At 32.4% G+C, this 17,454-nt stretch carries 17 protein-coding genes; 11 read left to right on the plus strand and 6 right to left on the minus strand.

Going from position 1 to position 17,454, the window contains the following annotated elements; genetic code table 11:
* Positions 1 to 71 precede the first annotated feature (71 nt).
* Both MYRA21_RS14505 and MYRA21_RS14510 read right to left on the minus strand, forming a co-directional pair.
* A complete protein-coding gene (locus tag MYRA21_RS14505; protein WP_006258842.1) occupies positions 72 to 734 on the minus strand; it encodes a thiamine diphosphokinase in 663 nt (220 codons plus the stop codon).
* Between the two features lie 240 nt (positions 735 to 974).
* Positions 975 to 3,320, minus strand: coding sequence for an outer membrane beta-barrel family protein (locus tag MYRA21_RS14510; RefSeq protein WP_039329575.1), 2,346 nt, complete (start codon positions 3,318 to 3,320; stop codon positions 975 to 977).
* Positions 3,321 to 3,740: 420 nt separating this feature from the next.
* On the opposite strand from MYRA21_RS14510, the gene MYRA21_RS14515 reads away from it, so the two are divergent.
* The 11 genes from MYRA21_RS14515 (at position 3,741) to ygiD (ending at position 13,186) form a co-directional block, all read left to right on the plus strand.
* The gene (locus tag MYRA21_RS14515) at positions 3,741 to 4,049 is read left to right on the plus strand and encodes a rhodanese-like domain-containing protein (protein ID WP_006261228.1); all 309 of its coding nucleotides are present in this window, start codon (positions 3,741 to 3,743) and stop codon (positions 4,047 to 4,049) included.
* A 358-nt stretch (positions 4,050 to 4,407) separates the two neighbouring features.
* Positions 4,408 to 5,286: a diacylglycerol kinase family protein gene (locus tag MYRA21_RS14520; protein ID WP_006261229.1), complete on the plus strand. Its 879-nt coding sequence runs from the start codon at positions 4,408 to 4,410 to the stop codon at positions 5,284 to 5,286.
* Between the two features lie 113 nt (positions 5,287 to 5,399).
* Positions 5,400 to 6,803: a dihydrolipoyl dehydrogenase gene (gene lpdA / locus MYRA21_RS14525; RefSeq protein WP_006258839.1), complete on the plus strand. Its 1,404-nt coding sequence runs from the start codon at positions 5,400 to 5,402 to the stop codon at positions 6,801 to 6,803.
* A 145-nt stretch (positions 6,804 to 6,948) separates the two neighbouring features.
* On the plus strand, positions 6,949 to 7,524 hold the full coding sequence (locus MYRA21_RS14530) for a hypothetical protein (protein ID WP_006258838.1): 576 nt from the start codon (positions 6,949 to 6,951) through the stop codon (positions 7,522 to 7,524).
* A 121-nt stretch (positions 7,525 to 7,645) separates the two neighbouring features.
* The gene (locus tag MYRA21_RS14535; protein ID WP_006265320.1) at positions 7,646 to 8,047 is read left to right on the plus strand and encodes a hypothetical protein; all 402 of its coding nucleotides are present in this window, start codon (positions 7,646 to 7,648) and stop codon (positions 8,045 to 8,047) included.
* On the plus strand, positions 8,047 to 8,598 hold the full coding sequence (locus MYRA21_RS14540; protein WP_006265322.1) for a DNA-3-methyladenine glycosylase I: 552 nt from the start codon (positions 8,047 to 8,049) through the stop codon (positions 8,596 to 8,598). Before MYRA21_RS14535 ends, MYRA21_RS14540 begins: the two co-directional genes overlap by 1 nt.
* 112 nt (positions 8,599 to 8,710) lie before the next feature.
* Entirely contained in the window at positions 8,711 to 9,505 is a 795-nt protein-coding gene (locus MYRA21_RS14545) for a HipA family kinase (protein WP_006265323.1), read from the plus strand.
* Positions 9,492 to 9,866, plus strand: a complete 375-nt coding sequence (locus MYRA21_RS14550) for a DUF3037 domain-containing protein (RefSeq protein ID WP_006258834.1) — start codon at positions 9,492 to 9,494, stop codon at positions 9,864 to 9,866. Before MYRA21_RS14545 ends, MYRA21_RS14550 begins: the two co-directional genes overlap by 14 nt.
* Before the next feature lies 1 nt (position 9,867).
* Entirely contained in the window at positions 9,868 to 11,649 is a 1,782-nt protein-coding gene (locus MYRA21_RS14555) for a TrkH family potassium uptake protein (protein ID WP_006261233.1), read from the plus strand.
* A gap of 8 nt (positions 11,650 to 11,657) precedes the next feature.
* The gene (locus MYRA21_RS14560) at positions 11,658 to 12,341 is read left to right on the plus strand and encodes a TrkA family potassium uptake protein (protein ID WP_006261234.1); all 684 of its coding nucleotides are present in this window, start codon (positions 11,658 to 11,660) and stop codon (positions 12,339 to 12,341) included.
* A 17-nt stretch (positions 12,342 to 12,358) separates the two neighbouring features.
* Positions 12,359 to 13,186, plus strand: a complete 828-nt coding sequence (gene ygiD / locus MYRA21_RS14565) for a 4,5-DOPA dioxygenase extradiol (protein ID WP_039329579.1) — start codon at positions 12,359 to 12,361, stop codon at positions 13,184 to 13,186.
* A gap of 2 nt (positions 13,187 to 13,188) precedes the next feature.
* Here the strand turns inward: ygiD and MYRA21_RS14570 are convergent, their stop codons facing one another.
* The 4 genes from MYRA21_RS14570 to MYRA21_RS14585 all read right to left on the minus strand — a co-directional run bounded on the left by MYRA21_RS14570 (position 13,189) and on the right by MYRA21_RS14585 (position 17,448).
* Positions 13,189 to 13,947, minus strand: coding sequence for a GNAT family N-acetyltransferase (locus MYRA21_RS14570; protein WP_225581960.1), 759 nt, complete (start codon positions 13,945 to 13,947; stop codon positions 13,189 to 13,191).
* A gap of 85 nt (positions 13,948 to 14,032) precedes the next feature.
* Positions 14,033 to 15,076: a nitronate monooxygenase family protein gene (locus MYRA21_RS14575; RefSeq protein ID WP_006265325.1), complete on the minus strand. Its 1,044-nt coding sequence runs from the start codon at positions 15,074 to 15,076 to the stop codon at positions 14,033 to 14,035.
* A gap of 11 nt (positions 15,077 to 15,087) precedes the next feature.
* A complete protein-coding gene (locus tag MYRA21_RS14580; RefSeq protein ID WP_006258828.1) occupies positions 15,088 to 16,233 on the minus strand; it encodes a serine hydrolase in 1,146 nt (381 codons plus the stop codon).
* Between the two features lie 99 nt (positions 16,234 to 16,332).
* Positions 16,333 to 17,448 carry a C1 family peptidase gene (locus MYRA21_RS14585; protein WP_039329583.1) on the minus strand — a complete coding sequence of 372 codons (1,116 nt, stop codon included), beginning with the start codon at positions 17,446 to 17,448 and terminating at the stop codon, positions 16,333 to 16,335.
* Between the last annotated feature and the right edge of the window lie 6 nt (positions 17,449 to 17,454).

Consider the following 17,454-nt stretch of genomic DNA (forward strand, 5'->3'; position numbering starts at 1 on the left):
AACAAAGATAATAATACTTCTTAAACCTAGATTATATCATAGGCATATAAACGAAAAGTAATTAAGTATCACTAATCATGACATTCCATCATCAAAAGATTCCCATTTAGATAATCGATTGTCACTAGTCCATCTTCAGCTACTGTATTGCTACTTCCTGTGCGCTCACCTAGTACGAGAGATTCGTTTTGAAGAGGGTAGAGGAGATTCGTTGTTGTAATATTACTTACTTCACCTACTGGGATAAGAGAAATAATTGTATCCTTTTCGTACCACTTTTTGAAGTGATTAGGTAGAGGGTATATACGTGAGTAGTCATCATACATCGTTATCTTCAGTCTATCTTTGTATTTACAGATATTCGTAATATTTGTGATGGTATGATCTGCTCGTTTACCAGTAGCCCAGATTACATTCGCAGCTGGTATACCACGATTTATAAGGTAGTCAAATGCCTTTTCTAAGTCAGTTGAGTTCTGATCAGCGATATGTACAATCTCTATAGGATACTGTTTTTCTCTATACGCATCTGCATCGAAGTCCCTATCAAAATCACCAAGTAACACATCTACTTTCACACCTAAATCAATTACTCTCTCAATAGCTGAGTCTAGTACAACAACTAGGGGAGACCATTCAAGTAATTGTCCCATAAGTTCTTGGCTACAGGCAGCACCATTAGCAATGATTAAAGCAGGCTCTTGGTCATCTCTGACGATATGATGTGAAGACATATTAGTGAGTTTTAATAAGGCAAATTAAGGTATAATGTAGGATATAGACTCAATTTATTTTAAATTTTTCAAGAAAAGATTGTAGATTTATTTTAACGAATTGTATTCAAAGGCATTCTAATTAAAATAAGTTCATTACTGAATACATAAAAGAGTATCGTTTTATCAAAGTAATAGGATAGGATAAAAATCAAAACTAGATCACAATTTTTTTGATTAACCTAGAGATAATTTTAAAGTTTAAAACCTTCTTTTCTCTTCTTCTATACCTGTATTTCTTATATCATTATCTACTTCTTTTCCCTTTGAGAAATTATAAGAAACGGATACAGAGAATGACCTTGAATTAAATTTATTATAATTGTAATTATATATACCGTTAAAATCATATTCAGTACTAGATCTAAGAGAATTAAATACATCATTAACTCCTGCATGTAAATTGAATGAACGAGATATAGGATAAGATATATTTAGATTTAAAGAATTAATATTCTTATTTTTAGTGTATAGCATTCTGTAAGCCGATGTATAAGAGTAATAAGCGTTTAATTCTATATCTAAAGGTAAATAAAAAGTATTGTTTATACTAAAATCAGCATATAGTGAACTAAACTTTTGAGTTGGTAGCTTGAGCTCTAAGTAAGCACCTGTCAATTTTGTATTGGTTTCCCACCAATCACTGATTTTATAAGGGAAAGAAACAAAGGCATATAGGTCATTTCTATACCCTATATTAGTAGGGCTAGTAATTAAGATTCCATTGGTATTTCGAGGAATTGTCAAAATATTATTTTCTAAATAACGATATCTTAAATCTAATCGTAAATTATTCTTTAAACTATATCCTGTTTGTAAACTGTATATATCTATGGGTTTTAAGTTCTCATTCCCCATATAGGCACTTAAGGGACTACTTTTAATATAAGTGGGATTAAATAGTGAGTAACTCGGTCTTGATACTCGTTGTGAAGCTGAAATATAAAGTTTATTATCCCATACTTTAGTAGAGTAGGAGATATTAGGCAATAGCCTTAAGTTATTATTATTTCCTTCTACAGAGCCATTTGTATAATCATTATAGTTATATTCAGCTCTTAGACCTAAAGATAGTTTAGATTTCTCTTTTATAGGCATAGAGAAAATAGAATAGACAGATAGAATGTACTCCTTTAGAAAAAAATCATTTGAAAAATCTGTATTGGTTATCCATTGTTCATTTTTTAAATCTAAAAAGTGAAAGCCATCCTTATTATCTACTAAAGAAGCTCTGGCTCCTAATGAAAATTCTTTATTATCTTGATACTTCTTTTTCCTTGAAATATTAAAAGCATATATGTCATTATTGGATTTAGAGTTTTGTTGATTTTCTTCTTTTATCAGATTATAATCATTTTGAAAAGAATTCAATTGATAAAAAGGGTTAGTATAATATTTTTTAGCAATATCAATACTTGTATTGAATTTAGAACCTAAACTATCTAAAACATTAGTAAATGATAATGAGAAAGAATGCATCTTATTTATTTGATTAAAATAGGCTTTGGACAGGACTAGAGAGTCAGACTCTATAAGATGTCCAGTAATTTGAGAAGATACTTCACGTTGGTGGTCATGGTCTTGGTCATCTTCAAAGAGATAGAGAAAACTTATACTGCTATTATCGTTGAAGTCATAGTCAGCCCCCAATGTAACATAGTCACTTTTTCTATTTAATTTACTATTTTCTGTATTTGTATAATAAAGTTGACTATTACTTCTTATCTGAGATTCATGTCCTTTTGAACTTGTTTTGTGTCTTGAGTGATAGTAATTTCCAAATACCCTAAGTTGTTCTCTTTTATAGAATAAACTTGCATCAGTAGAATAGCCACCTTTGTCATTATATAGAAGACCTTGTCTTATATTGCCGCTCCAGCCCTCTTTTTGGATAGTCGTAATCTTGATGAGGCTTGTTTTATTGCTTTGAACGCTTCCATCTACTCGATCTATAACTTCGATATTCTCTATTGTTTTAGGATTTATTGTTTCTAAAAAAGTGGAGATTCTACTTTTATCTATTTGAATATCTTTTCCATTTAATTGTATCAGAATATTATCATCTCCCAATACTTTAAGACCATTATTCGTTGATATAGTAGGAGCGTAATTTAAAATTGATATCAAATCAGGCTGATTTTGTAATCGTGTGCCTGACACATTAAGAATAACTCCTGTATCAGTTTGTTTAACAGGTTTTCTTTGACTTGTAATAATAAGTTCATCTAACTCTAGTATTTTTTCAGAAAGGGAAATAATACCTAACGAAATATCACTAGCTACATGGATAGATACTTTATAGTCATTGTAATGAATAGGGACTAGCTCTAGGCTATATAGTCCCTCTTGAATATTTTCAATTGCAAAGTTGCCACTTTCATCAGAAAGTACACTTCTGATTATTGTATCTTGTTTCTTTAGCTTAATAGCACAATTGAAGACAACTTCATTATTATTATTATTATCTTTTAATTGCCCTGTAATGCGATATTGTGCCTTACAAGTAAATGCAAAAAACAGAAAAAAGATAAATAAGTTATACTTCATACAAAAATATTTAATGATCAATTGTAATAGGCTAATTGTTATCTATAATACATTATATAATAGCAGATTTTTATATAAAATACTAAGTTTAAATTTAGGTAGTCTATTTTATTAATTTAACAAAAATAACATATATAATATTAAATATCAATAACTTAAACTTCTATAAATCCTCTTTCTAAAAGACAATATTTGATAATGGTAAGAAAAGATAGAAATAGACATTATTTAAATAAAATCTAGCCATGAAATATGTTCTTTCTGTTATTGTCTATATAAGATTAGTTGTATCAAGATTATTATTTATAAATCTTTTATTTCTTTTTACTCTTTGTCTTCTATCCAATGAATTTATTTTAAAAAAATTTCATTTGAAATAGAATAACTTTATATTTGACCCAATTACTAAAAGAACAAACAATGACAAATTTATCACAAGAACAATGGTGGGAAAAAGCGCAAGCTGATTCTAATGCTATTATACTAGACGTACGTACAGAAGAAGAAGTAGAAGAGAAGGCTATCCCAGGTTCTATCAATATAGATATCTATAAAGGACAAGGTTTTTTAGATGAAATAGCTAATCTAGACAAAACTAAAGCTTACTATATCTATTGTAAATCAGGTGGAAGAAGTAGCCAAGCATGTCATGTAATGGAGTCTTTAGGTTTCGAAGAGACACATAACCTTTTAGGAGGTATTACAGAATGGGAAGGTCCTATTAAATAAAGTATATTAAAGCCAATTCTTTAGAGTTGGCTTTTTTTGCATCTATACGGTTATTTTACCTTATCTCTAATCTATTTATAGATGAATATACTTGCACTATGCTAGGGGTATTTTTGCACATTCCTTCGCGAAAGAGGTGCTCTGGGCAAGGAAACTGCAAGAAAACCGCAAGCAATCCCCTAGAATCAGCAAGCGAGACGCTATATCTATGATGTACAGTATGCCTATAAAAAGATACGCTAACCTAAATTTTAAGGATATCATAAGTATTATGCGATATCATTATTAGAATAGCTTTGTATATTTGTATTCACATAGCGTACATACTGTACGAGCTATGATATATTCAAATCTTATTATGAAAAAAATCTTTTTTATCGTTAATCCAATTTCTGGAAAAGGAAAGCACAATATTACTGCAGATTATATTAAAACATTCTTTGATGAAAAAGCATTTGATATACATGTACTATATTCTACTTATAAAAGACATGCTATTGAATTAACACAGCAGGCACTATCAGCAGGTGCAGATGTTATCGTAGCTTGTGGAGGGGATGGAACCATTCATGAAGTAGCTACACAAGTAGTGGGTAAGGATGTTATATTTGGAGTAGTACCTGTAGGCTCAGGTAATGGATTAGCTTCTAATCTATCTATTCCTAAAGATATAGAGCAGGCGATAATACGTGTACGCGATGGAAAAGTAATGAATATGGATGTCGGTAGTATTAATGGAGAATATTTCTTTAGTAATATGGGATTCGGTATAGATGCTACTATTATAGATAACTATGAGAAATCAGGTAAGCGCAAATTAGGTGCTTATATCAAAGCGGCATTAAACTCTGCTCAACAGTATAAAGCGAAGCGAATGCTGGTTACGTATAAAGGGCAAACCAAAGAAGTAAATCCGCTACTATTATTTATCTCTAACTCTAATGAGATGGGATATAATATGTCTCTAACTCCAAAAGCAAGTCTGACAGATGGACTATTAGATTATCTAATGGTGCCAAAAATTAATTTATTGAAGCAATTGACTTTTGGACTCTATGTGATCTTAAAGAAAACAGAGAAATTCAGAAAGACAGATTATGTTCAGTCTGATCATATTACAGTAGAGATCATAGGACAAGAAAGAAATGGTTTTCAGATGGATGGAGAATATTATGAGTACGATACTAATCAGTTTGAGATCCGAGTTATTAAAGGAGGGCTAAGAGTATTGTGCTAGTAGTGATTATTATTGATAAAATTAAGAAACTTTAAAGTTCTCTTTTTAGACTAAATTATATAAAAAGTGTAACTTTGTAAGATATATAAAAACAACAAATAAGATAATATATTATGAATTCATTTGACGTAGTTGTAATTGGTTCAGGACCTGGAGGATATGTAGCAGCAATTCGTTGTGCTCAATTAGGATTTAAAACTGCTATAGTAGAGAAATACTCTAACTTAGGAGGAACTTGTCTTAATGTAGGGTGTATTCCTTCTAAGGCATTGTTAGCATCATCTCATCACATGGAAGAGATTGCTCATTTTGCTGATCACGGAATAGAAATCACTGGAGAAGTAAAGTTCGATTTATCAAAAATGATCGAAAGAAAACAAGCAGTAGTTGATCAAACATCTTCAGGTGTTAAATATCTAATGGACAAGAACAAGATTACTGTTTTTGAAGGAGTTGGATCATTTGAGAACGCAACTACTATCAATGTAACTAAAGCAGACGGAAGTGTAGAAACATTCGAAGCTAAACATAGTATTATTGCTACAGGATCTAAACCATCTACTTTACCATTTATTACTTTAGATAAAGAAAGAGTAATTACTTCAACAGAAGCTTTAAAACTTCCTGAAGTACCTAAACACTTAATCGTAATCGGTGGTGGTGTAATCGGTCTTGAGTTAGGTCAAGTATACATGAGATTAGGATCTAAAGTATCTGTAGTAGAGTATGCTGATAGAGTATTACCTACAATGGATAGTGCTGTATCTAAAGAATTAACTAAAGTGCTTAAAAAAGCAGGTATGAAGTTCTATACTTCTCACAAAGTACAAGGAGTAGTGCGTGAAGGAGATGTAGTAACAGTAACTGCAGAAGATAAAAAAGGAGAATTAGTAACTCTAGAAGGAGATTACACTTTAGTAGCTGTAGGTCGTCGTCCATATACTGATGGATTAAACGCTGACAAAGCTGGAGTTAAATTAACAGAAAGAGGACAAGTAGAGGTAAATGATCATTTACAAACTTCTGCTTCTAATATCTACGCTATCGGTGACGTAGTACGTGGTGCTATGTTAGCTCATAAAGCTGAAGAAGAAGGAGTAATGGTAGCTGAGTTCTTAGCAGGCCAAAGACCTCATATAGATTATAACTTAATCCCTGGTGTAGTTTACACTTGGCCAGAAGTTGCAGCTGTTGGAAAAACAGAAGAGCAATTAAAAGCAGAAGGAATTGAGTACAAAGCTGGTAGCTTCCCATTCAAAGCTTTAGGACGTGCAAGAGCAAGTGCTGAAACAGATGGATTAGTTAAAATATTAGCTGATAAAAATACTGACGAAGTATTAGGAATACACATGGTAGGAGCTCGTGCTGCAGACTTAATCGCTGAAGCAGTAGTAGCTATGGAGTACAGAGCATCTGCAGAGGATATCTCTAGAATGTCTCACGCTCACCCAACTTTTGCAGAAGCTATTAAAGAAGCTGCGTTAGCTGCAACTGATAACAGAGCATTACACGTATAAGCTGATTATACTGAAATACATAGAAAAGCCTAGATATATTCTAGGCTTTTTTTATTTATAATTACCAGCTTAAGACCATAGAATAATATTTGTTTCTATTGTTAATTTAATTATGTTTGCATTAACTATACGTTAACAATTAAACATGAAAAAATACTTAATTCTTTGTTTTGCTGCATTAGCTTTATCTTGTAGTAAAAGTGATGATAATACTCCTAAAGGAGATCCTATATTTGATGCCCCTTATAGTGGCTTAAAAAGTCTAGACGAATTGCCTGTAGGTACTTTAAAATATGCAGGTAATAAGATAGGAAGTCAACCAGTAGGATTAATAGGAAAAGATAATAAAACCTGTAAACAATCTGATTATCTGCTTCTAGACATGAAAAGAGAAGTATTGACGTATCACTTATTCGAAAAGAAAGTAGGAAATATTTGCGCTTTATTTTGGGATTTCCCAGAAGAGATTATTCTTAGTGAGTTAAAAGAAACAGGAAAATTACCCGTTCAGATTTATACCAAAATAAAAAGGGCTCCTACTAAAGAAGAATTAGAAATAAATCCAGATAAAACTTATTATATTGAAACAAAACTAAAATATAATGGTGAATTAGAAGTTGGTTTTCAAGCAGGATATTTAAGAATAGAAGATAAGCTATCTAATGTTTCTGAAGGGAGTCTAAATAAAGGAAAAAGCTATTTGTATTTCCATATTAAATAATAGTATAAGGGGGATTAAGTTCGTTTAATACCCCTTTATTATTATCTGTAATACTAACATTATATTAGCTTTTAGATTTATTTTTTATTAGTAGATTTGTTACTATAAATACTTGAAATAAATGATCAAATTCAATAAAGAAACTAAAAAGCTCGAAATAACAGATAATCAAAAAGGACGATTAACATCTTCTAGGATTATGTCTTCTGCTATCCTAATCTTAGGAGCGGCTAGGCTCTATACTGCTAACTGGCAACAACCTAAAGAGATGGACTATGTATTCTGTATTATTGTAGCTACCTTCTTATATATTACAGTAAAGAACTTCTTAATACAAACTGCTGTTGACTCTATAGACAAATATGATATTAAGTATGTGAAGATGCCAAAAGCATTAGGTACTAAAGCGGTGATAAAACTGAATAATAGAAAGACTAGAGATGTGTTTGGACTTAAAACTCCTGATGCTAAGAATGCATTCAGAAAGGTCTTAAACGATGCTAAAATAAAAGTGATTAATTAATGGCTGTTGTTAAAAAGCATTATTGTGATTTCTGTAATGAGCTACCTTTAGATTCTGACAATCCTAATAAGTACTATCACGATTATGAATATGGCTTCGAATTAACGGATGACAATGCGCTGTTTGAACGATTTGTTTTAGAAATAAACCAAGCAGGGCTGAGCTGGAATACTATTCTTCAAAAAAGGAAAAGCTTCCAAAAAGCTTATGTAGGGTTTGATATAGACAAGGTGGCTAATTTTACGCAGGTTGATATTGATCGATTATTACAAGATAGCGGGATTATTCGCAATAAACTAAAGGTTAATGCTGCCATCTATAATGCTAATCAAATCATCGTGTTACAAAAAGAATTCGGAAGCTTTAAGAATTGGTTAGACCTACATAAAGAGCATACACTAGAAGAATGGCTAAAGTTGTTTAAAAAACACTTTAAGTTCGTAGGAGGAGAGATCGTAAATGAGTTTTTAATGAGTACAGCTTATTTGCCAGGATCACATCGAGTAGACTGTCCTATCCATAAAAATACAAGATTTTACTTAGACAAGTAAAATAGAGATACAATCACTGGAATGCAGTAGTTTAAAATTTAACTCTCAAAGTAAGTTACTTTGGGGGTTTTTTGGTTAATATTGCATGATCATTTCATTATAAAATAGCCAAATGGAGAATCAATTGGGGTTAAGAACAGTTACTGTTACTAGGTATATTATGCCACTGCGAGAAGGAGGTTCACTTCCTGCACTTGCAGATGCTGATGACGACTTTAAATATGTATTAAAATTTAGAGGAGCTGGTCATGGTATCAAAGCATTAATTGCTGAATTATTAGGTGGTTTAATCGCTAAGAAATTAGGATTGAATGTACCTGAATTAGTCTTTGCTGAGCTAGATGAGGCTTTTGGTAGAACAGAAGCAGATGAAGAAATACAAGATCTACTACAGTTTAGTAAAGGTTTAAATCTAGGTCTTCACTTCTTATCTGGAGCTTTGACTTACGACCCTTCTGCTTTAGAGATAGAAAGTAAATTAGCTTCTCAAATCGTGTGGCTAGATGCTTTTATCACCAATGTAGACCGCACATTTAGAAATACGAATATGCTAATCTGGCATAAAGAGTTGTGGTTAATAGATCATGGCGCTTCTTTTTACTTCCATCATTCCTTTACGAATTGGGAAAAAAGTGCGTTGACTCCTTTCTCATTTATAAAGGATCACGTATTACTACCTGTGGCAAAAGAGCTAGATATAGTGGATAAAGAGTTTAAAGCATTACTTCAAGAAGAAGATCTTAAATGTATTACAGATCAGATACCTACTGATTGGTTAGAATGGGAAGAGAGCGATTTGACTCCTGAAGAGATAAGAAGTGTTTATTTCTCTTTTTTAAAGAACAGATTAGCGAATTCTGATCTATTTGTTAACGAAGCAAAAAAACATCAAGATGCAGGTATATGAGTATGCAATAATAAGGTACACTCCTAAAGTAGAACGAGAAGAGTTTATCAATATTGGGGTATTAGTATTCTGTAAGGCTAAGCGAATGTTGATCTCTTCATTTCATTTAGACAAGAAGAAGATTGAATGCTTCGAAAGCGAGTTAGACTTTGACACTTTAAAAGACCACGTAGATGCTTTTGAGCGCATTGCAAAGGGACAGTGTAAAATATCACCTATAGGAACTTTAGATGCGGCAGAACGCTTTAGATGGCTAACCGCTGTAAAGAGCTCTTGTATACAATCTTCTCGTCCACATCCTGGTATGTCTGAAGATATGGAGGAAGTGTTAACTAGACTTTTTAAAGAATTAGTATTATAAGATGCCACTGTACTACCTTAAAGATAAAATAATAAAGCAAACTACGTTCATCCTTAAAAGATTGCCTTTTTGGGTTAGTTTCATAGCGTTGTTTTTAATGATATACGATTTAGGTTTTAATACACTTAACGATTATCATTACCACTTAAATGTTTTTTACAATATTTGTTTGAGCATCGGGATGCTTGCTATCGTTAGACGTTATTTTAATAAAGATAACCACGAGACTTTAGGAGTGAAGATATTTGACTGTTTTAGTATTGTATTGTTTTTAATCTTGATTATAGCCAGATGGCAGCCTGAGCATACTATAAGGTTCTTTGACAGCAATGCTGTTATTTCGTTTGGTTTATTCCTAATGTTAGTAAGGGAGTTTTCTGTCTTACAGTTAAACTTAAAACAGACTAGAATGAACCCTGCTCAGCTATTTGTTGTCAGTTTTCTATTAATCATTTTTATAGGAGCATTCATGCTTTCTTTCCCTAAAGCTACGAATACACCAGGTAGTATGCGTTATATAGATGCTCTATTTACGGCTACGAGCGCTGTGTGTGTAACGGGTTTATCTACAGTAGATATCGGTGCGCAGTTCACTATATTTGGAAAGACTGTGATGATCTTTTTAATGGAATGTGGAGGACTTGGAATCATGACCTTAGCGAGCTACTTTAGTTTTTTCTTTAGAGGAAAAGCCTCTTATGGAAATCAATTAGTACTTAAGGATATGTCTTATATCGATAAACTAGGAGACGTATTCGCTACGCTGAAACGAATTATTATTATATCTGGTATTATACAGTTTATAGGGATGATCGCGATATTTATCAGTATACGTCATCAGCATTTTGAATCTTTGTTTGACAGAGTGTTTTTCTCTATTTTTCATGCTGTATCAGCCTTCTGTAATGCTGGATTCTCTACTTTACCTGAGAACCTATACACTTTTGAATACCGCTTTAATTACCCATTGCATTTAATTATAGCAGGGTTATTCATTATGGGAGGATTAGGGTTCCCGATTGTATTCAATGTATATAAGTATGTAAAGCACTTGATTATCAATAAGCTTCTTCCTTTTAGCATGAAGGAAGCGAAGATTCATATTCCTCGTGTTATTAATTTAAGTACTCGTATTATCTTAATCACTACAGCTGTATTAATCGTAGGAGGTACTGCAGTAGTCTATATCTCAGAATATAATAATACGCTAGCAGAGCACAGTGGCTTCGGAAAGTTAGTCACAGCATTCTTTACAGCTACTTCACCACGTACTGCGGGTTTTGCGACAGTAGATAATAATCTATTTACTACTTCTACATTCTTAGTCGTGATTCTCTTAATGTGGATCGGGGCATCACCAGTATCAACAGGAGGGGGTATTAAAACAAGTACTTTTGCTATTGCTGTCTTAAATATCTGGGCGTTAATGAAAGGTAGATCTAGAATAGAAGTATACAGAAGAGAGGTGGATCAACTGTCTGTACAACGTGCTTTTGCGATTATATTCTTATCTTTATTTGTGATAGGAATAGCTATTTTTGCGCTCTCGTTTTTTGAGCCCAAGACAGATTTATTAAGATTAGCATATGAGGCATTCTCTGCTTATAGTACATCAGGATTAAGTACAGGGATTACAGCTCAGCTGACAGACCCTAGTAAAGTAACTCTGATTATGCTTATGTTTATTGGACGAGTGAGTATGCTTACCATTCTAATAGCAATAAGCAAAAAAGAAAAATTAACGAATTATAGATATCCAACAGAAGAGATTCTGATTAACTAATATAGGACATGAAATATATTATTATTGGTTTAGGAAATTTTGGTGCATCATTAGCACAAAAACTTACAGAACAAGGAAATGAAGTAATAGGTGTAGACAAAAGTATGGCTAGGGTAGATGCTTATAAGGATATGATATCTCATACTATCTGTCTAGACTCTACTGATCAATATATGATGTCTGGACTACCTCTAGCGAATACAGATATCGTTATCGTAGCAATAGGTGAAGATCAAGGAGCTAATATTATGACTACTGCTGTTCTAAAAAACCTAAATGTAAAAAGGCTTATCAGTAGAGCTATTAGTCCTGTGCATGAGAATGTCTTACAAGCCATAGGAGTAGATGAAATCGTACATCCTGAAGAAGAAACAGCAGAGAGATGGGCGAAGAAATTATGTATAAAAGGGGTAGTAGATTCTTATGAGATTAACGGACGATACAGTATCGTAGAAATCACTGTGTCTGACCGTTTTGCAGGTAGAACATTAGGAGAGATCGGTTTTAGAACTAATTATAACTTAGTCGTTCTTACAACACTGAAGATAAAAGAAGAAAAGAGCTTTATCGGGATGCATAAGAAAATACACGAAGTACAAGGTATTGCCTCTTATGAAACAGTATTGAATAAAGGGGATATCATGGTTATCTATGGTGATAACAGAGATATTAAAAAAATATTAGCAGAATAATCTAAAACTATAAAGAAATGGGAGAGCAAGTTTTAAACGATCTGTTTTGGTTAAAAGATAGAGCAGAGGAGATGCCTGTACTATTTGTGGGGCATGGCTCTCCTATGAATGCTATAAAGGACAATGAGTTCTCTCAATATTGGAAGAACTTAGGGAGACAACTGCCTAAGCCAGAAGCCATCTTAGTAGTCTCTGCCCATTGGTTAACAAAGGGAACACTAGTTACTGCGAACTCTACCTTAGAAACAATTCACGATTTTAGAGGTTTTCCAAAAGTGTTATTTGATGTTGAATACAATGTAAAAGGAAATCCTATTCTGGCAAATGAGATAACTCTTCTAAGCGAACATCAAGATATACACGAAGATTTAACTTGGGGATTAGATCATGGGGCATGGTCTATACTGTGTCATTTATTTCCTGAGGCAAATATTCCTGTATTGCAATTAAGCATAGATTATTACAAAGGTCCTGAATATCATCTAGAAATAGGAAAACAATTAAAAGCCCTTAGAAAAAAAGGAGTATTAATAATAGGTAGTGGAAATATCGTACACAATCTATCTGCTCTAGACTGGCATAATATGAATAAAGACAATTATGCATTTGATTGGGCAATAGAGAGTAATGAATTAGTAAAACAGGCAATCCTCGATAGATCTTTTACAGACCTATTAGATTATAAAAATAAAGGTGTAAGTATGCAATATGCAGTACCTACACCTGATCATTATTATCCGTTATTATATATTCTAGGTCTGACAAATAGTAGTGATAACATCCACATCTTTAATGATAAATATGTAGGTGGATCCTTAAGTATGACTTCTTACTTGTTTGGGTAAGTTTAGTATAAGTACATTTCCATTTCTACCTGTTCTAGATAAGGTTCTCCACCTATAGATTTAAAGAAAGAATGAATACCAAAGTTTTGTCCATCTATATTTGTGATATAGAAGTTTCTATCATTGCCAATTAATTCTTTGATAAGATATGACGCGATTCCTTTACGTCTATATCCTTCTTTTACCCAAATTTGAAGGATTTTATTACTGCGTTGGTCATATATTAAATATCCTAATGTGGTAGTGCCATTAAGTGTTGCTTTGCGCATCGTGAGGCTAGTCTCAAAGTTATTCACACAGAACTCATTATTCTCCCATGTAGGGATAATATCTTTTTCTGCAAAATAGATAAGGTACTCATAATATGGCAAATTATTAATTTGCAAACCTTCTATTTCTTCAAACTTAGCACTTTTTACATTCGTTACCCCTTTAACTGAATTAACCACTCTCCACTTCTTAAAGCCTATTTTACGATAGGACTTACAAGCAGTTTCGTTAGAACTGATTACTTCTAAGTTAATTTTACGCATATTAAAACTCTTAAATAAAGGGATAGCATAATCATACATCTTAGTAGTAAGATTATTACCTCTAAAAGAAGGCAATACTCCTGTACCAGCATTATATAGATAGTCATTATTCTTACCGTGAAGAATAAATCCTACTAATTCTTTATTACAAAAAGCCCCTACAGAAATTGTTAAATCGATTCCCTCAGCTTTAATTTTGTCTTTTAATTGTTCCAATGTTAATCTCATAGGGACAGTATAATCTGAAAAAGACTTGTTAAAAACAGATAAAAGCTCCTCTAAGTTTATATTCTTTAAAAAACGATATTGAAAACTATAAGTCATACACTTCCTTAATCAATTTATTTATAATATTTGATGATGAGTCTCTTCTGGCATAATGGGAATTAGTTCCGCACCAAAGAGAATTAAAATTATGAAATTTTTTTTGTTTTGCAAAACTTCTTAATTTTTGTGTTAAAATATTTTGAATAGGATACAAAGGTATGTTTTTATTATTAAAATCTATCATTTTCACAAATTTATTAAGAATACCTCTAGCAAATTTACCAGAAAAAGACTTGGTTAAAACAGTTTCAACTGCCTCTCCTTTGTGTAAAAGATCTTTTTGATAATCCATAGCAGTGCTTTCATCCGCTGTAATAAATAAAGAACCGTAACATACCATAGCGGCACCTTTATCTAGATAATCACGGCCTATAGTACCATTGTATAAGCCGCCTGCCACAAACAAAGGTTTCTGTACGATAGGTAATACGCTATTAAACAATTCTTCTAATGGGAGGTTATCTTCTAAAGAATCTTTCAGAAAAGTACCTCTATGACCTCCTGCTTCGATACCTTGAAGAATAATAGCATCGATACCCTTGTTATCTAAATAAATAGCTTCTTCTACTGTAGTGGCTGTACCTATTAAATATATATCTAGGTCGTGTAGTTCTTTTATCTCTTGATCTGTAAAACAGCCAAAAGTAAAAGCAAGATAGGGAAGGCCTAGTTCTTTTACTACTTCTAGATTACCTTGATACGTCTCTTGATCAAAGTCGGTAATTGTAGTATGAGAATATCCTATTTCCTTGCCTATCTCACTTAATGTATGTTGCATATCATCAATCTCTCTTTGATCAATATCAACTATAGGATTAAGAAACATATTAACGATAAAAGGCTTGTCTGTTAAAGACTGCGTTTTTTTGATTAACTCTCTGCTTAAGCCAGGAGGGAAGCCACCTAATGGAAGTGTACCTATACAACCTGAGTTACTTACTGCTGCTACCATCTCTGGCGTAGCTACTCCTAACATAGGAGCTTGGCAAATAGCATAATCTGTACCGAAAATAATGTTCGCTTTTTTCATAATCTATATTTTTAGAGTTCCATATCTCCTACGGGGTAATCTCCAAAATGATGAGATAAATGAATAGTCTTATAGGTCAATGTAGAATATTTATTAGAGAACAAGATGATACATACATTATCTTTAGCTAGTCTTATATATGAAGAAGTATTTCCTCTCCACCAGCCATTGTGATACGTATACATATCGCCATTGTCCATCTCTAATAATCTTATTCCTAACCCATAATTTCTATTTCCTTTTTTCTCAAAGCTATATCCTTTAAACATTTCTTGTTTAAGATCAGCACTTAGGAAATTATCAGAATATAAAGCAGTATCAAACTTCAGAAAATCTCTAGGAGTGGTATAGATGTTTTTATCTCCATAAGTTCCATCCATATAGTCCCATCTCATTAGTTTTTTCCCTCCAGAGAAAGATTGTGTTACTTCATTTTTTCTCGTTAGATCATCAAATACAAAACTGTGGTTCATCTCTAACGGATCAAAGATTAACTCTCTTACAGCTTCTCTAAATGTCTTCTGAGTGATTCTCTCTACAATAGACGCTAATAATACATAGTTAGTATTACTATACGTAAATCGAGTATTAGGAGTGAAGTCTAGTGATACTCTCTTTTTATTAATTACTTTTATTACATCTTCATTTGTAACAGTGGTTTTATTATCCCAGATATTCTTATAATATCCATAATACCCCAAACCACTTCTGTGACTTAACAAGGTTCTTACCGTTATCTCAGGATAAGGAAATCCTTCTATAATCTCAGATACGCTCTGGTTAAGGTCTAATCTACCACTGTCTACTAATCTTAGAATAGTAACGGCTGTGATAACCTTACCAACAGAAGCAACATGCATAGAGGTCTCGCTTCCTATAGAGTCGTTACCACTTCTATCTGATACTCCAGAATAGTTCTCATAAATAACCTGACCATTCTTAGCCACTAGGAAACTACCTGTATATCCGTTTTTATTAATATTATCGTTATAAAAATTCTCTATAATATGAGCCTTCTCTAAAATATAATCTGTAGTAACTTCTGGAAACTCCACTTTATAAGGGTTATCCACACGTACATTATGTTCTTTTATGATAGGAATATTTGTAGCTAATTCTTTATTCTCTTGGCATGCATATAGAGATAATGCCGCCATTATTGTTATTGCAAAATATCTTTTATTAATCATTCGTTCTTCTAAGTAAAAGACCAGTTAGAGTGATTTTATAACTGGTCTTATTTTAATATCTTATAACTACTGTATTCTCAATTGTTCTTTCGTTTTTTTAAGTAATCCATCTTTGTGTAAAAGCACTGAAATAGACTTTAATTTCATGTATGGAATACTCATGTAAATATAACCATCATTTCCTACACGATCACTATTTGGCCCCCATGAATTTTTTACTTTATAGTAAATATTTCCTTTTTGATCCTTTACTTTACCTACGATGTGCATGAGGTGATCATCTTGGGTATTAAAGTTATAAAACTCTTGTAATCTGTAATCAGCAGTAATGTCTTTCTCTTTAATAATCTCCGTTAAACCTTTTTCTGTATCAGCATTGTCATTGGGAATAAAAGCAATTCCATATTTACCAGAAAAAGTCTTCTCAGATACATCACAATCTAAAGAAAGTGTATAACCATTATCTAAAGCGTAATCAATATTAGCAATATACTCATCTAGTGGAAGATTATACATACTACCATTAGAGAAATTATCTGGAATATTAAGAATAAACGAAGAATAATTCTTTTTATTTTGGAAAGAAGAAATTGTTACATAATCATCAGGATTAAGGGTAGTCATTTTCAAGAAACTCTCAGGAGTATATTTTTTGCCTTGATAAGTAAACTCTTTAATATTACTTCCCATATACATATCTAATACGTGCTCAGTTAGTTCTTTCCAATTACTAGAAATAGGAGCGTCACTCTTAGCAAAAGCATCTATTAGACTCTTTAATACCTTAAACAGTTCTTTATGATCATAGGTTTCTTGTCCTACTAGCCCAGAATACGCTTCTACAGGAACTAATCCATAATCTCTCATACTGTTAATCACATCGTGAGCTAAACCACCTTCACCGAATTGAGTTTTACCTTGTCTTAGAATGTAGTTTTCTATTTTTTTAGGGTATGTATTTCTAACGTTATACATCTCAGAAAGATCAATGTGTTTGTTCGTTTTTCTAATTATTTCAGATTCTAAGAATGAAGAAGTACTAAAGCTCCAGCAAGTTCCTGTTTTTCCTTGACTGATAACAGGTGTACCTTGAATATCTACAATGTTTTGAAAATCATACTTTTGGGCATGTACTCCTAATCCTAAAAATAGGACAGATAGGGATAATAGTGTTTTTTTCATGGATTA

It is taken from the genome of Myroides sp. A21 (assembly GCF_000807225.1).
Taxonomy (GTDB): Bacteria; Bacteroidota; Bacteroidia; order Flavobacteriales; family Flavobacteriaceae; genus Flavobacterium; species Flavobacterium odoratimimum.

Excerpts from the sequence above, each read along its gene's own strand:
- MYRA21_RS14505 (WP_006258842.1), bottom strand. The coding sequence starts at position 734 with ATGTCTTCACATCATATCGTCAGAGATGACCAAGAGCCTGCTTTAATC.
- MYRA21_RS14510 (WP_039329575.1), bottom strand. The coding sequence starts at position 3,320 with ATGAAGTATAACTTATTTATCTTTTTTCTGTTTTTTGCATTTACTTGT.
- MYRA21_RS14515 (WP_006261228.1), top strand. The coding sequence starts at position 3,741 with ATGACAAATTTATCACAAGAACAATGGTGGGAAAAAGCGCAAGCTGAT.
- MYRA21_RS14520 (WP_006261229.1), top strand. The coding sequence starts at position 4,408 with ATGAAAAAAATCTTTTTTATCGTTAATCCAATTTCTGGAAAAGGAAAG.
- lpdA (WP_006258839.1), top strand. The coding sequence starts at position 5,400 with ATGAATTCATTTGACGTAGTTGTAATTGGTTCAGGACCTGGAGGATAT.
- MYRA21_RS14530 (WP_006258838.1), top strand. The coding sequence starts at position 6,949 with ATGAAAAAATACTTAATTCTTTGTTTTGCTGCATTAGCTTTATCTTGT.
- MYRA21_RS14535 (WP_006265320.1), top strand. The coding sequence starts at position 7,646 with ATGATCAAATTCAATAAAGAAACTAAAAAGCTCGAAATAACAGATAAT.
- MYRA21_RS14540 (WP_006265322.1), top strand. The coding sequence starts at position 8,047 with ATGGCTGTTGTTAAAAAGCATTATTGTGATTTCTGTAATGAGCTACCT.
- MYRA21_RS14545 (WP_006265323.1), top strand. The coding sequence starts at position 8,711 with ATGGAGAATCAATTGGGGTTAAGAACAGTTACTGTTACTAGGTATATT.
- MYRA21_RS14550 (WP_006258834.1), top strand. The coding sequence starts at position 9,492 with ATGCAGGTATATGAGTATGCAATAATAAGGTACACTCCTAAAGTAGAA.
- MYRA21_RS14555 (WP_006261233.1), top strand. The coding sequence starts at position 9,868 with ATGCCACTGTACTACCTTAAAGATAAAATAATAAAGCAAACTACGTTC.
- MYRA21_RS14560 (WP_006261234.1), top strand. The coding sequence starts at position 11,658 with ATGAAATATATTATTATTGGTTTAGGAAATTTTGGTGCATCATTAGCA.
- ygiD (WP_039329579.1), top strand. The coding sequence starts at position 12,359 with ATGGGAGAGCAAGTTTTAAACGATCTGTTTTGGTTAAAAGATAGAGCA.
- MYRA21_RS14570 (WP_225581960.1), bottom strand. The coding sequence starts at position 13,947 with ATGAGATTAACATTGGAACAATTAAAAGACAAAATTAAAGCTGAGGGA.
- MYRA21_RS14575 (WP_006265325.1), bottom strand. The coding sequence starts at position 15,076 with ATGAAAAAAGCGAACATTATTTTCGGTACAGATTATGCTATTTGCCAA.
- MYRA21_RS14580 (WP_006258828.1), bottom strand. The coding sequence starts at position 16,233 with ATGGCGGCATTATCTCTATATGCATGCCAAGAGAATAAAGAATTAGCT.
- MYRA21_RS14585 (WP_039329583.1), bottom strand. The coding sequence starts at position 17,448 with ATGAAAAAAACACTATTATCCCTATCTGTCCTATTTTTAGGATTAGGA.